Here is a 13151-nt window from a genome sequence, read left to right as displayed (position 1 = left end):
CGCGCCCGGCGTGTGCCCACCTCCAGCACCACATCCATGGCCAAGATCTTCTGCATTGCCAACCAGAAAGGCGGCGTCGGCAAGACCACCACCACCGTCAACCTCGCGGCCGGTCTGGCACAGATCGGCCAGCGGGTCCTGGTGGTCGACCTCGACCCCCAAGGCAATGCCACGATGGGCTCGGGCGTGGACAAGCGTGCGTTGCCGCTCACCGTGTACGACGTGCTGCTGGGGTCGGCCTCGGTGGCCGAGGCACGCCGTCCGTCAGAGAAGGCCGGCTACGACGTGCTGGGCGCCAACCGCGAACTGGCCGGCGCCGAGGTCGAGCTGGTCGAACTCGAACAGCGCGACAAGCGCCTCAAGGCGGCATTGGCCGTGGTCGACGCGTCCTACGACTTCGTGCTGATCGACTGCCCGCCGAGCTTGAGCCTGCTCACCCTCAACGGCCTGTGCAGCGCGCACGGCGTGATCGTGCCGATGCAATGCGAGTACTTTGCGCTCGAGGGGCTGTCGGACCTGGTCAACACCATCAAGCAGGTGCACGCCAACCTCAACCGTGATCTGCAGATCATCGGCCTGCTTCGTGTCATGTACGACCCGCGCATCACGCTGCAGGCCCAGGTGAGCGACCAGCTCAAGGCGCACTTCGACGACAAGGTGTTCAACACGGTGATCCCGCGCAACGTGCGCCTGGCCGAAGCACCGAGCTACGGTCTGCCCGGGGTGGTGTTCGATCCCGCCTCCAAGGGCGCGCAGGCCTTCGTGGACTTCGCACGCGAGATGGTCGAGCGCATTCGTGGCATGTGAGCAGTCACATGCGTGCAATCGCTGATGAGGCCTTGACATCGCGCGTGGAGGACGCGGGCCTCAATGCGAGCGCACCGCCACAGCAACGTTGGCTCGACGGCTGGCTGGTGCGCCTGTCGCCAGGCAAGGCAAAGCGGGCGCGCTGTGTGAACGCCGTGGCCGCCGGCCGGCTGCCGCTGGCCGACAAGCTCGCGAGGTGCGAGGCTGCCTACGCGCAGGCCGGCTTGCCCTTCTTCGTGCGCATCACGCCTTTCACCCAGCCAGCCAGCCTGGATGCAGAGCTCGAGCAGCAGGGGTGGGCCCGCATCGACGACACGCGCGTGATGGTGCTGCCATCGCTCGCGCCAGCCATCGACCGTCAGACGCAGGCCGATTGGCTGCAGGGCGCCCAGTTGAAGCGACTCGACGCCGTCGCCTTCGCCGAGGCGGTGGGCGAATTGCGCGGTTCGCCGGCGTCGCAGCGCGCCGCGCATGCACAACGCCTGATGACGTCGCCTGTGCCCTACACCGGCTGGGCGCTGATGGTGGACGGCCATCTGGTGGCTTGCGGCCAGTTCGCGGTCGAAGACGACCTCGTCGGCCTGTACGACGTGTTCACCGCACCGTCGCACCGCGGACAGGGCTGGGCATCGCAGCTGTGCCGCAGCATGCTGCAAGGTGCGCATGCGCTTGGCGCCCGTTGTGCCTATCTGCAGGTGGATGCCGCCAACAGCCCGGCGCGCGCGGTCTACCACCGCCTCGGTTTCACGGACGCCTACGCGTACCACTACCGTTGCCGGGATGCTTCGGCCACCTGACCGGCCGACCGGATCGGCGGCACGACAGGCCTCTTCGGAGGGGGCGCAGCGGCCGGTCGCACTCCCTAGAATCGCGCCACCTTCGTTCGCTCCGTCACGGTCCTGGGAGGGGCCAGCGTTATGAACTTCTTGAACCGAGCCGGCAAGTTCAGGAGCCTGGCTGCATTCACGGCTGCTTGCGTGCTGACGGCCTGCGGCGGCGGCGGCGGCGGTGGCTCCGGCGGCGACGTCCTGCCTCTCGCGCAGCAGTGCTCGCCCAACAACCCCTACCGAGGCGATGCGACCCGGGCAACCACCAGCGGTTCGTTGTCCAGCGAGAAGGCCTGGCTGCGTTCGTACATGAACGGTGCCTACCTCTGGTACGACGAGATGCCCAGCGTCGATGCCAACGCCGCGCAATACAGCGTCGATACGACCGGAGGCTTCTACGGCTCCATCGACGGCTACTTCGACGCCCTGCGTACGCCTGCGCTCACGACCAGCGGCCAGCGCCGCGACCGCTTCAGCTTCACCTACCCGACCAAGGACTGGAACGATCTGGCGCGGTCCGGCGTGGCGCTGGGTTATGGCATCGAATGGTCGATGCTGTCACCCACACCTCCGCGCAGCATCCGCATCGCATACATCGAACCGGGGTCGATGGCAGCGAGCGCCGGCCTGCAGCGCGGCGACACCCTGGTGAGCGTGAACGGCGTGAGCGCCGACGACGGCACCTCTGCCGGCGTGGACGTGCTCAATGCAGCGCTGTTCCCGAGCAGCGTCGGCACCTACACCTTCGTCTTCAGCCGCGCCGGCAGCGCGAACCTCACCCGCACCTTCACTGCGGCCGCGATCACCAAGACACCGGTGCTCCGCACCCAGGTGATCACCGCCGGCGACGGCCAGAAGGTCGGCTACATCGTCTTCAACGACCACATCGCCCCCGCCGAGCAGCAGCTGATCACCGCGATCAACACGCTGCGCACCGAAGGCGTCAGCGACCTCGTGCTCGACCTGCGCTACAACGGCGGCGGCTACGTCTTCATTGCCAGCGAGGTGGCGTACATGGTTGCCGGGCAGAGCCGCACGCAGGGCCTGGTGTTCGAGAGGTTCCAGTACAACAACAAGCGCACGACAGAGAACGCGGCCCCTGGCACGCCGTTCTACAACACGTCGTGCATCCTGAACGCCAACTTCCAGTGCACCAATGAACAGCCCCTGCCGTCGCTGGACCTGCCGCGAGTCTACGTGCTCACCAGCGGCAGCACCTGTTCGGCCAGCGAGTCCATCATCAACGGCCTGCGGGGCATCAACGTGCAGGTGAACATCGTCGGCACCACCACCTGCGGCAAGCCGTATGGCTTCACGGCCAAGGACAACTGCGGCATCTCGTACTTCCCGATCGAATTCAAGGGCGTCAATGCAAAGGGCTTCGGCGACTACGCCGATGGCTTTGGGGCCAACTGCACGGCGGGCGACGACCTCGGCCGCGCGCTGGGCGACGTGAACGAGGCCAAGCTCGCGACCGCCCTGTACATGCGGGCCAACGGCAATGCCTGCCCGCCGGTGCCGCTGGGCCTGGGCAAGCAGGCGCTGACGGCTTTCAAACAGGGCCAGCCGGTCAGCGACGGCAGCCTGCTGCGGGGCCCGCAGCGCGAGAGCCGCATCCACCTGCCGTTGCAGCGATAGGGCGGCGAGTGTGAGCGGCACCGCTGCCCGCATCTTGCTGCTGCCGGGCTGGCTCGACTCCGGCCCGGCCCACTGGCAAAGCAGCTGGGAAGCGGCCTTTGGCGACCGGCGAGTGGTGCAGGACGACTGGCAGTGGCCGCGCCGAGGCGACTGGATGGCCCGGCTCGAGGAGGAGCTGCTCGCCAGCGAGCAGCCGGCCGTGCTGGTGGCGCACAGCCTGGGTTGCCAACTGGTGGCGGCCTGGGCCTCGCACAGCCGGCAGCTGCACCGGGTGAAGGCCGCCTTGCTGGTGGCGCCGCCCGACGTGGAACGCGACGACACGCCGCCACAGCTGCACAACTGGCGCCCGATGCCGCGCCAGCGGCTGCCGTTCCCGGCGCTGGCCGTGGTGAGCCAGGACGACCCGTTCTGCTCGCCGGGGCGTGCCGCCGGGCTGGCGGCCGACTGGGGCGCCGAGCTCGTGTCCATCGGCGCGCGCGGCCACATCAACGGCGACTCGGGGTTGGGCGACTGGCCGGAAGGCCGGGCACTCCTGCAGGCCCTCGTCGAGCGCTGAGCAGCCCGAGGCGCCGCCGGAGGCCCGGTTTTGTCGGGGACAATCCGCCCCCATGGTCACGAAAAAACCCAAAGGTCTCGGTCTCGGCCTCGAAGCGCTGCTCGGTCCCAAGGTGCCCGACGCGCCGGCCGGCGGCGACGCCGCGCGCACGCCCACCACGCTGAAGCTCGACGCGCTGCAACCCGGCAAGTACCAGCCGCGCACGCGCATGGACGAAGGCTCGCTGTACGAGCTGGCCGAGAGCATCAAGTCCCAAGGCGTGATGCAGCCCATCCTGGTGCGGCCGGTGGCGGCCGGGCGCTACGAGATCATCGCCGGCGAACGCCGCTCGCGCGCCGCCCGCCTGGCCGGGCTGGACGAGGTGCCGGTGCTGGTGAAGGAGGTGCCTGACGAGGCCGCCGCCGTCATGGCCCTCATCGAGAACATCCAGCGCGAGGACCTCAACCCGCTCGAGGAGGCGCACGGCCTCAAGCGCCTGACAGACGAGTTCGGCCTCACGCACGAGCAGGCCGCGCAGGCGGTGGGCCGTTCACGCAGTGCGGCATCGAACCTGCTGCGCCTGCTCAACCTGGCCGAGCCGGTGCAGCACATGCTGATGGCCGGCGACCTGGACATGGGCCATGCGCGAGCGCTGCTGGCGCTCGACCGTGCCCACCAGATCACCAGCGCCAACGAGATCGCCGCGAAGAAGCTCTCGGTGCGTGAAGCCGAGAAGCTGGTCGCGCGCGCCGCCGCGGGCCGCCAGGCGCCGCTGATGCGAATCAAGGCCGACAAGCCGCGCGACCTGCTGCGCATCGAGGAAGAGCTGGCCGACCTGTTGACCGCGCCGATCGAGATCCGCGTCAAGAAGCGCACCAAGCGCGGCGAGCAGGGCGAGGTGGCCATCGCCTTCGGCTCGCTCGACGAACTCAACGGCCTGATCGACAAGCTGCGCGGCCGCCAGGAATAGCGCCGCGCCTCTCCCGCGTCTCATCGGCGTGTCCGGCTGCACACATGCAGCAGAGGCACACGCACGCGCACGCGCCCGCTGCGCAAAATCTTGACGCAAAAAGGGTTAATCCCTAAAACAACTCCGCCAGAAAAAGGCGCAGCATGCATTCCATGAATGCGGCATCGAAGTACGGATGCATGCGCCGGCGCCGTGCGACTGCACGTGCGTTGACAACGTATGACCTGAGGAACTTGCACGCAAAACAGGGTTCCCTCGTCCGGCGGTAGCGCGATGCGCCGGAAAGGGGCATGCTCCTTGCAACGCAGGCGAGAACAGGGCGGCAAAGGCAGCGCTTCTCCGCACTTGCAAGGCACGGATTTGAACGATCTTTGAGTCAGTCAGGTAGCGCATCACGTGGCCTGCCACGCGCAACACGTGCGACGCCGCCTCCGCAATAGCTCGGTAGAGGATTGGAGGTCAAACGATGGACGTGATCAGCAACTTCACTGCGCGATACGAACGCACCCGCGAAGAGGAACTCTCGCTGGAGGAGTACCTCGACATCTGCAAGCGGGAGCCACTGGCCTACGCCACCGCGGCCGAGCGCATGCTCAAGGCCATCGGTGACCCCGAGCTGGTCGACACGCGCAACGATCCGCGCCTGTCGCGCATCTTCGCCAACAAGGTCATCAAGCGTTACCCGGCCTTTGCCGAGTTCTACGGCATGGAAGACTCGATCGAGCAGGTCGTGTCGTACTTCCGCCATGCGGCCCAGGGCCTCGAAGAGAAGAAGCAGATCCTCTACCTGCTGGGCCCGGTGGGCGGTGGCAAGAGCTCCATCGCCGAGCGGCTGAAGCAGCTGATGCAGGAGGTGCCGTTCTACGCGCTCAAGGGTTCGCCGGTGAACGAGTCGCCGCTGGGCCTGTTCGACCCCGACGAAGACGGCGCCATCCTCGAGAAGGAATACAACATCCCTCGTCGCTACCTGAACCGCATCCTCAGCCCGTGGGCGGTGAAGCGGCTCGAGGAATTCGGCGGCGACATCCGTCGCTTCAAGGTGGTCAAGCGCTATCCCAGCGTGCTCAAGCAGATCGCCGTGGCGAAGACGGAGCCGGGTGACGAGAACAACCAGGACATCTCTTCGCTGGTGGGCAAGGTCGACATCCGCAAGCTCGAGACCTACGCCCAGGACGATCCGGACGCCTACAGCTACTCAGGCGGCTTGTGCCTGGCCAACCAGGGCCTGCTCGAGTTCGTCGAAATGTTCAAGGCACCGATCAAGGTGCTGCATCCTTTGCTGACTGCCACCCAGGAAGGCAACTTCAAGGGCACTGAAGGTTTCGGCGCGATTCCGTTCGATGGCATCGTGCTGGCGCACAGCAACGAGAGCGAATGGAAGGCCTTCCGCAACAACAAGAACAACGAAGCCTTCCTCGACCGCATCTACATCGTCAAGGTGCCGTACTGTCTGCGCGTCTCCGAAGAGATCCACATCTACGAGAAGCTGATCCGCGGCTCGTCGCTCGCCGAAGCCAAGTGCGCTCCCGGCACGCTCAAGATGATGTCGCAGTTCGCCATCCTCACCCGGCTGAAGGAGCCTGAGAACTCGTCGCTGTTCTCGAAGATGCTGGTGTACGACGGCGAGAACCTGAAGGACACCGACCCCAAGGCCAAGAGCTACCAGGAATACCGCGACTACGCGGGTGTCGACGAAGGCATGAGCGGCGTATCCACCCGCTTCGCCTTCAAGATCCTGTCGAAGGTCTTCAACTTCGATTCGTCTGAAGTGGCGGCCAATCCGGTGCACCTGATGTACGTCCTCGAGCAGCAGATCGAGCGCGAGCAGTTCCCGCAGGAGACCGAGCAGAAGTACCTGGCGTTCATCAAGGAGCACCTGGCCACCCGGTATGCCGAGTTCATCGGCAAGGAAATCCAGACGGCCTACCTCGAGAGCTACAGCGAGTACGGCCAGAACATCTTCGACCGCTACGTCACCTACGCCGACTACTGGATCCAGGACCACGAGTACCGCGACACCGACACCGGCGAGGTGTTCGACCGCGCTGCGCTCAATGCAGAGCTCGAGAAGATCGAGAAGCCGGCCGGCATTGCGAATCCGAAGGACTTCCGCAACGAGATCGTCAACTTCGTGCTGCGCGCACGGGCCAACAACCAGGGCAAGAACCCGTTGTGGACCAGCTACGAGAAGCTGCGCACGGTGATCGAGAAAAAGATGTTCTCCAACACCGAGGAGCTGCTGCCGGTCATCAGCTTCAACGCGAAGGCGAGCGCCGACGAAGCCAAGAAGCACGAGGACTTCGTGACCCGCATGGTCGACAAGGGCTACACGCCCAAGCAGGTGCGCCTGCTGTGCGAGTGGTACCTGCGCGTGCGCAAGAGCAGCTGATCAGCGGACCACCCATCCAAGGAGACGGCGACGGCACACATCAACGCAGGGGCTTCCATGCTTCAGCAGATCATCGATCGCAGGCTGGCGGGCAAGAACAAGTCCATCGGCAACCGCGAGCGTTTCTTGCGCCGCTACCGTGAGCAGATCAAGGACGCGGTGCGCAAGGCGGTCAGCCAGCGCGGCATCCGCGACATGGAGCAGGGCGAGAACATCCACATCCCCAAGCGCGACGTGTCCGAGCCGGTGTTCGGCCATGGCCAGGGTGGACAGCGCGAGATGGTGCACCCCGGCAACCGCGAGTACGTCAAGGGTGACCGCATCGAGCGGCCGCAGGGCGGGCAGGGCGGTGGCGGCGGCTCGCAGGCCAGCGACAGCGGCGAGGGCGAGGACGACTTCGTCTTCCACCTGAGCAAGGAAGAGTTCATGCAGGTCTTCTTCGAAGACCTCGCCTTGCCCAACCTCGTGAAGACCTCGCTGGCCGAGGTGCCCGAGTACAAGAGCCACCGGGCGGGATTCACCAGCGACGGCACGCCCAACAACCTGCACGTGGTGCGTTCGATGCGCGGCGCCATCGGCCGTCGCATCGCGATCGGTGCCGACTGGCGGCGCGAGCTGCGCGAGCTGCAGGCGCGCCTTGAAGAGTTGCTGCGCACCGCGCTGCCCGGCGACCCGGTCACCACGGCCGAGATCAAGGCCACCGAAGAACGCATCGCCTTCCTGCGTGCGCGGGTCGAGCGCATTCCGTACCTCGACCCGATCGACCTGCGTTTCCGCAGCCGCGTGAAGGTGCCGGTGCCCACCACCAAGGCGGTGATGTTCTGCCTGATGGATGTGTCCGGCTCGATGGACGAGCAGCGCAAGGACCTCGCCAAGCGCTTCTTCATCCTGCTGTACCTGTTCCTGACGCGGCACTACGACCACATCGAGCTGGTGTTCATCCGCCATCACACGCAGGCCCAGGAGGTGGACGAGGAGAACTTCTTCCACGCCACCGAGACCGGCGGCACGGTCGTGTCGAGTGCGCTGGTGATGATGCACGACATCATCAAGCAGCGGTTCCCGACCAGCGAATGGAACATCTACGGCGCGCAGGCGAGCGACGGCGACAACTGGCACCACGACAGCGGCCGCTGCCGCGAAATCGTGAGCGAACAGCTGTTGCCGCTGTGCCGCTATTTCGCGTACGTGCAGGTGGCCGAGCCCGAGCAGAACCTGTGGGAGGAATACCAGCAGATCGCCGAGATCTACCCGCACTTCGCGATGCGCAAGGTGCTGGAGCCCTCGCATATCTACCCGGTATTCCGCGAGCTGTTCAAGAAGGAGGGGGTGGACGCATGAAGCGACGCTCGACCGATACCTCGCCCGTCGTGGACAACCCGACCCCCGACCTGTTCACCGGCAGCGAACTGCCGCCGCCGCAGCCCCCGGTGAAACTCTCCACCCAGGTGGTGCGCCGGCCGCGCGCCGAGAAGACGCTGCCGGACCGTTCGGACTGGTCGTTCGAGCTGATCGAGGAATACCACGCGGCCATCCGCGCCACGGCCCAGAGCTACGGGCTCGACACCTATCCCAACCAGCTCGAGATCATCACCTCCGAGCAGATGATGGATGCCTACGCCAGCGTGGGCATGCCGGTGAACTACCGGCACTGGAGCTACGGCAAGGAGTTCATCTCGACCGAGAAGAACTACAAGCGCGGGCACATGGGCCTGGCCTACGAGATCGTCATCAACTCGAATCCCTGCATCAGCTATTTGATGGAGGAGAACACGATGGCGATGCAGGCCCTGGTGATCGCGCATGCGGCCTATGGCCACAACAGCTTCTTCAAGGGCAACTACCTGTTCCGCATGTGGACGGATGCCTCGTCCATCATCGACTACCTGGTCTATGCGAAGAAGTACGTGGCCGAATGCGAAGAGCGCCACGGCATCCAGGCGGTGGAGGAGACGCTCGACTCCTGCCATGCGCTCATGAACCACGGCGTCGATCGTTATCGCCGGCCGCAGAAGCTGTCGCTCGCCCAGGAGCAGGCCCGCCGTGAAGACCGCGAGGCCTATGCGCAGCGGCAGATCAACGACCTGTGGCGCACGCTGCCCAGGAAGGCAGGCAAGTCGCACGGCGAGGACACCGCGCGCCGCTTCCCCGAGGAGCCGCAGGAGAACATCCTCTACTTCATCGAGAAGAACGCGCCGCTGCTGGAGCCTTGGCAGCGCGAGATCGTGCGCATCGTGCGCAAGATCGCGCAGTACTTCTATCCGCAGCGCCAGACCCAGGTCATGAACGAAGGCTGGGCCACCTTCTGGCACTACACGCTGCTCAACACCATGTACGAAGACGGCCTGCTGGCCGACGGCATGATGATCGAGTGGCTGTCATCGCACACCAATGTGGTGTTCCAGCCGCCGGTCGGTCACCGCGCCTACAGCGGCATCAACCCGTATGCGCTGGGTTTTGCGATGTACACCGACCTCAAGCGCATCTGCCAGAACCCCGACGAGGAAGACCGCGCCTGGTTCCCCGACATCGCCGGCAGCGACTGGCTGAAGACGCTCGACTACGCGATGCGCAACTTCAAGGACGAGAGCTTCGTCGGCCAGTTCCTCAGCCCGCGGCTGATGCGCGAGTTCCGCCTGTTCGCAATCAAGGACGACAGCCAGGACCCCGAGCTCGAGGTGAGCGCGATCCACGACGACATCGGCTACCGGCATCTGCGCGAGGCGCTGGCCAAGCAATACGACCTGGGCTCGCGCGAGCCCAACATCCAGGTGTGGAGCGTCAACCTGCGCGGCGACCGTTCGCTCACGCTGCGGCACACGCAGCACAACGCACGACCCTTGAACGACGACGCGCAGGAAGTCCTGAAGCACGTCGCCAGGTTGTGGGGCTTCCCGGTGCACCTGGACAGCGTCGACAGCCACGGCGAGACCAAGCGCCGCTGGACGGTGTCGCCGCCCCCGGCGCACTGACGCACGCACGCCTGCCGGTACGCGCGCGCTAGGACGCAGTCGCGCGCTCCAGCACCCACACGTCGGCCGGCGGCAGGTTGCGCCATACCCGCTGGCGCCGCTGCCAGCGCAGCGGGCTGCTGCCCGGCAGCGAAAACGGCGCCCGCGGTTGGTAGGTGTACTGCACCAGGCGGCGCGCCGGATGTGCGCCGACGAAGCTGCACAAGGCGTCGATCGTCGAAGTGCGCAGCGGCGCCGGCAGCGAACGCAAGGGCAGCGACGACACCACCACCGTTTCGCCAGGCAGCCTCGGCGCTTCGTGGCGCAGGATGTGATGCGCCGCGCCGCAGCGCACCTCCACGCCGTCCCAGCGGCCCTGCAGCGCATCGGCCAGCGCCGGTTGCAGCTCCACCGCGAGCATCGGCAGGTGGGGGTGGCGTTCGCGCAGGGCCGCGGTGATGGCGCCGGTGCCGGCGCCCAGCTCGATCATGCAGCGCGCCCTGCCGGCCTCATGGGCCATGGCGTCGGCCAGCCGGCGCGACGACGGCGCCAGCGCGCCGATGTGGGCCGGGCGACCGAGGGCCAGCATCAGGAAGGCAGCGCTTTTCATGGGCCCCGGTGTATCGCGCTTCGAATACCCGAGGGGTGACCGCTCGAAACGCGTGTTGCCGCGTTTGAAGGCTCACTTCTGCGGCGAGGGGGCCGAGGGGGCGTCTGCCATGTCGCTCACGGCCGCGAGGCGCGGCAGGAGCTGGTTCCAGGCGTCCACCAGCGCGGCGGCGACCGGCTTGGCTTGCGGCGTGTCGAGCCAGCCACCTTCGATGGCCACCAGCCCGCCGCCCAGGATGATGCTGCCCACGCCGGACGACTCGCTGGTGCCGCGCCCGAACGACGCGGCCAGCACTTCGCTCGTGCGCACGTCCACCACCGTCATCACCACCAGCGCCTCGCGCGTGCGCGTCTCGACCGCCACGCCGCCCAGCACGTTGTTCAGGAGCGCGCCCACGCCGCCGCGCTGCCCGCCCGTTTGCTCGAGGAAGACGATCTCCGCACGCATCAGCAGGTCGGCCGCGGTCATGGCCGCGACCTGCGCCGCATGCAGCTCGCCTTGCTGCTCGCGCAGCTTCATCTCGCGCTCCAGCATCGCAAACGCCGGCCCGCGATCCACCACCACGAAGCAGCGGGTCTGCAGCAGCAGCTGGCGCACCAGCGGTGCCATCGAGCGCGGCAGTCCGGCCGACACGAGCGCCTGCGCGTTGGTGTCGGACTCGGTGATGGCCACGGCCCCCAGGCTGTTGCGGCAGCGGGCCAGCTGGGTCTCGGAGCCGCTGGAGATGAGCACTTCGGTCTTGCCGCCGGTGCGTGTCTGTTCGCTGGCGCAGCCGCCGAGGAGCAATGCTGCGGCCAACGGAGCGGCCAGGGCGGTGGCCAGGCGTGCGAGGAAGCGGTGAGCCGGGGGAAGGCGAAGGCTGGATGGCATGTCGGCGAGGGAGCCGTGCGCGGCGGTGCCAAAAACGTGAAGGGTAGTATCGGCATGGCCGCCGGTGGCCGGCTTTACCTCCGGTCACAGAGCGGCGAGTCAGAGCGAGTCAGAGCGTGAAGATCTTTCCGGGATTCATGATGTTCTTCGGATCCAGCGCCTGCTTCACGCTGCGCATCAGCGCCACCGTGCCGGCGCCGGCCTCGTCGAGCAGGAAGCCCATCTTGTGCAGGCCGATGCCGTGCTCGCCGGTGCAGGTGCCCTCCAGCGCCAGGGCTCGAGCCACCAGTTCGCGGTTGAGCTTTTCGGCCAGTTCGTGCTCGGCCGGCTGGTGGGGGTCGATCAGGTAGCCCATGTGGAAGTTGCCGTCGCCCACATGGCCGACGATGAAGTAGGGCAGGCCCGCGGCATCCGCATCCGCCACCGTGGCGCTCACGCATTCGGCGAGTCGCGAGATCGGCACGCAGGTGTCGGTGGTGATGCAGCGGCAGCCGGGGCGCATCTGCAGCGCCGACAGGTAGGCGTGATGCCGCGCGGTCCACAGGCGCGTACGTTCTTCCGGCGTGGTGGCCCACTCGAACTGCTGGCCGCCGAACTCGGCCGCGATCTCCTGCACCAGCTCGGCCTGCTCCTTTACACCGGCGTCGCTGCCGTGGAACTCCATCAGCAGCATCGGCGCTTCGCGCAGCGCGAGCTTGTCGTGCTTGTTGACCGCCCGCACCGCATTCGCATCGAGCAGCTCGCAGCGCGCGATGGGCACACCCAGCTGGATGATCTGGATGGTGGTGCGCACGGCCGCTTCCACGTCGGGAAAGGAACACACCGCGGCCGACACCGCTTCGGGCAGCGGGTACAGCCGCAGCGTGACCTCGGTCATCACGCCCAGCGTGCCTTCGCTGCCGACGAACAGCCGGGTGAGGTCGTAGCCCGCGCTCGACTTGCGGGCTCGCGTGCCGGTGTGCACGATCTCGCCGCTCGCGGTGACCACGGTGAGCCCCAGCACGTTCTCGCGCATCGTGCCGTAGCGCACGGCGTTCGTGCCGCTGGCTCGCGTGGCGCTCATGCCGCCGATCGACGCATCGGCGCCCGGGTCGATCGGGAAGAACAGGCCTTCATGCTTCAGCTCGTCGTTGAGCTGCTTGCGCGTCACGCCGGCCTGCACGGTGACGGTGAGGTCTTCGGCGTTGACGCGCAGCACGCGGTTCATGCGGCTCAGGTCGATGCTCACGCCGCCCTGCACCGCGAGCAGGTGGCCTTCGAGCGACGAGCCGGCGCCGAACGGAATGACCGGCACCGCGTGCTCGTGCGCCAGGCTCACGACGAAGGCCACGTCCTCGTTGCTCTCGCAGTACACCACCGCCTCGGGCGGCGGGACGTCGAACGGCGACTCGTCGCGGCCGTGCTGCTCGCGCACCGCCTGCGCCGTCGAGCAGCGGCCGGCGAAGCGCGCCTTCAGGGCAGCCAGCATGGCCGCAGGCACCGGGCGCGGCTCGATGCGGAAGGGCAGATCGGTGATCGCATTCATGAAACGGCTCCTGCGGTGGGTCGCTGCGA

General features: G+C 66.9%; 11 protein-coding genes. 8 read left to right on the top strand and 3 right to left on the bottom strand.

What is annotated here, in order from left to right; translation table 11 throughout:
• Nucleotides 1-36: 36 nt before the first annotated feature.
• The 8 genes from E8D38_RS06300 to E8D38_RS06265 all read left to right on the top strand — a co-directional run bounded on the left by E8D38_RS06300 (nt 37) and on the right by E8D38_RS06265 (nt 10138).
• Nucleotides 37-807 (top strand): ParA family protein, encoded by a 771-nt coding sequence (locus E8D38_RS06300; RefSeq protein WP_140626971.1) that lies wholly within the window; start codon nt 37-39, stop codon nt 805-807.
• Nucleotides 808-815: 8 nt separating this feature from the next.
• The gene (locus tag E8D38_RS06295) at nt 816-1604 is read left to right on the top strand and encodes a GNAT family N-acetyltransferase (RefSeq protein ID WP_140626969.1); all 789 of its coding nucleotides are present in this window, start codon (nt 816-818) and stop codon (nt 1602-1604) included.
• A 120-nt stretch (nt 1605-1724) separates the two neighbouring features.
• Nucleotides 1725-3272 carry a S41 family peptidase gene (locus E8D38_RS06290; RefSeq protein ID WP_140626967.1) on the top strand — a complete coding sequence of 516 codons (1548 nt, stop codon included), beginning with the start codon at nt 1725-1727 and terminating at the stop codon, nt 3270-3272.
• A gap of 10 nt (nt 3273-3282) precedes the next feature.
• Nucleotides 3283-3828, top strand: coding sequence for an RBBP9/YdeN family alpha/beta hydrolase (locus tag E8D38_RS06285; RefSeq protein ID WP_140626965.1), 546 nt, complete (start codon nt 3283-3285; stop codon nt 3826-3828).
• Nucleotides 3829-3880: 52 nt separating this feature from the next.
• Nucleotides 3881-4777 carry a ParB/RepB/Spo0J family partition protein gene (locus tag E8D38_RS06280; RefSeq protein WP_140626963.1) on the top strand — a complete coding sequence of 299 codons (897 nt, stop codon included), beginning with the start codon at nt 3881-3883 and terminating at the stop codon, nt 4775-4777.
• A gap of 466 nt (nt 4778-5243) precedes the next feature.
• Nucleotides 5244-7166, top strand: a complete 1923-nt coding sequence (locus E8D38_RS06275) for a PrkA family serine protein kinase (RefSeq protein WP_140626961.1) — start codon at nt 5244-5246, stop codon at nt 7164-7166.
• Nucleotides 7167-7223: 57 nt separating this feature from the next.
• The gene (locus tag E8D38_RS06270; RefSeq protein WP_140626959.1) at nt 7224-8507 is read left to right on the top strand and encodes a YeaH/YhbH family protein; all 1284 of its coding nucleotides are present in this window, start codon (nt 7224-7226) and stop codon (nt 8505-8507) included.
• Complete coding sequence (locus tag E8D38_RS06265) at nt 8504-10138, top strand: SpoVR family protein (RefSeq protein WP_140626957.1); 1635 nt, start codon at nt 8504-8506, stop codon at nt 10136-10138. Before E8D38_RS06270 ends, E8D38_RS06265 begins: the two co-directional genes overlap by 4 nt.
• Nucleotides 10139-10166: 28 nt before the next feature.
• Here the strand turns inward: E8D38_RS06265 and E8D38_RS06260 are convergent, their stop codons facing one another.
• The 3 genes from E8D38_RS06260 to E8D38_RS06250 form a co-directional block, all read right to left on the bottom strand.
• Complete coding sequence (locus E8D38_RS06260) at nt 10167-10727, bottom strand: class I SAM-dependent methyltransferase (protein WP_219851662.1); 561 nt, start codon at nt 10725-10727, stop codon at nt 10167-10169.
• 72 nt (nt 10728-10799) lie between these two features.
• A complete protein-coding gene (locus E8D38_RS06255) occupies nt 10800-11597 on the bottom strand; it encodes a CsgG/HfaB family protein (protein ID WP_140626954.1) in 798 nt (265 codons plus the stop codon).
• A gap of 109 nt (nt 11598-11706) precedes the next feature.
• Nucleotides 11707-13122 (bottom strand): FAD-binding oxidoreductase, encoded by a 1416-nt coding sequence (locus E8D38_RS06250; RefSeq protein WP_140626952.1) that lies wholly within the window; start codon nt 13120-13122, stop codon nt 11707-11709.
• Nucleotides 13123-13151: the final 29 nt, after the last annotated feature.

This window comes from Methylibium rhizosphaerae (genome assembly GCF_006386545.1).
GTDB classification, from domain to species: Bacteria; Pseudomonadota; Gammaproteobacteria; order Burkholderiales; family Burkholderiaceae_C; genus Pseudorivibacter; species Pseudorivibacter rhizosphaerae.
This window is presented reverse-complemented; position numbering and strand designations above follow the sequence as displayed.

Coding starts and splice junctions, on each gene's coding strand:
- E8D38_RS06300 (WP_140626971.1), top strand. CDS start 37: ATGGCCAAGATCTTCTGCATTGCCAACCAGAAAGGCGGCGTCGGCAAG.
- E8D38_RS06295 (WP_140626969.1), top strand. CDS start 816: ATGCGTGCAATCGCTGATGAGGCCTTGACATCGCGCGTGGAGGACGCG.
- E8D38_RS06290 (WP_140626967.1), top strand. CDS start 1,725: ATGAACTTCTTGAACCGAGCCGGCAAGTTCAGGAGCCTGGCTGCATTC.
- E8D38_RS06280 (WP_140626963.1), top strand. CDS start 3,881: ATGGTCACGAAAAAACCCAAAGGTCTCGGTCTCGGCCTCGAAGCGCTG.
- E8D38_RS06275 (WP_140626961.1), top strand. CDS start 5,244: ATGGACGTGATCAGCAACTTCACTGCGCGATACGAACGCACCCGCGAA.
- E8D38_RS06270 (WP_140626959.1), top strand. CDS start 7,224: ATGCTTCAGCAGATCATCGATCGCAGGCTGGCGGGCAAGAACAAGTCC.
- E8D38_RS06265 (WP_140626957.1), top strand. CDS start 8,504: ATGAAGCGACGCTCGACCGATACCTCGCCCGTCGTGGACAACCCGACC.
- E8D38_RS06260 (WP_219851662.1), bottom strand. CDS start 10,727: ATGAAAAGCGCTGCCTTCCTGATGCTGGCCCTCGGTCGCCCGGCCCAC.
- E8D38_RS06255 (WP_140626954.1), bottom strand. CDS start 11,597: ATGCCATCCAGCCTTCGCCTTCCCCCGGCTCACCGCTTCCTCGCACGC.
- E8D38_RS06250 (WP_140626952.1), bottom strand. CDS start 13,122: ATGAATGCGATCACCGATCTGCCCTTCCGCATCGAGCCGCGCCCGGTG.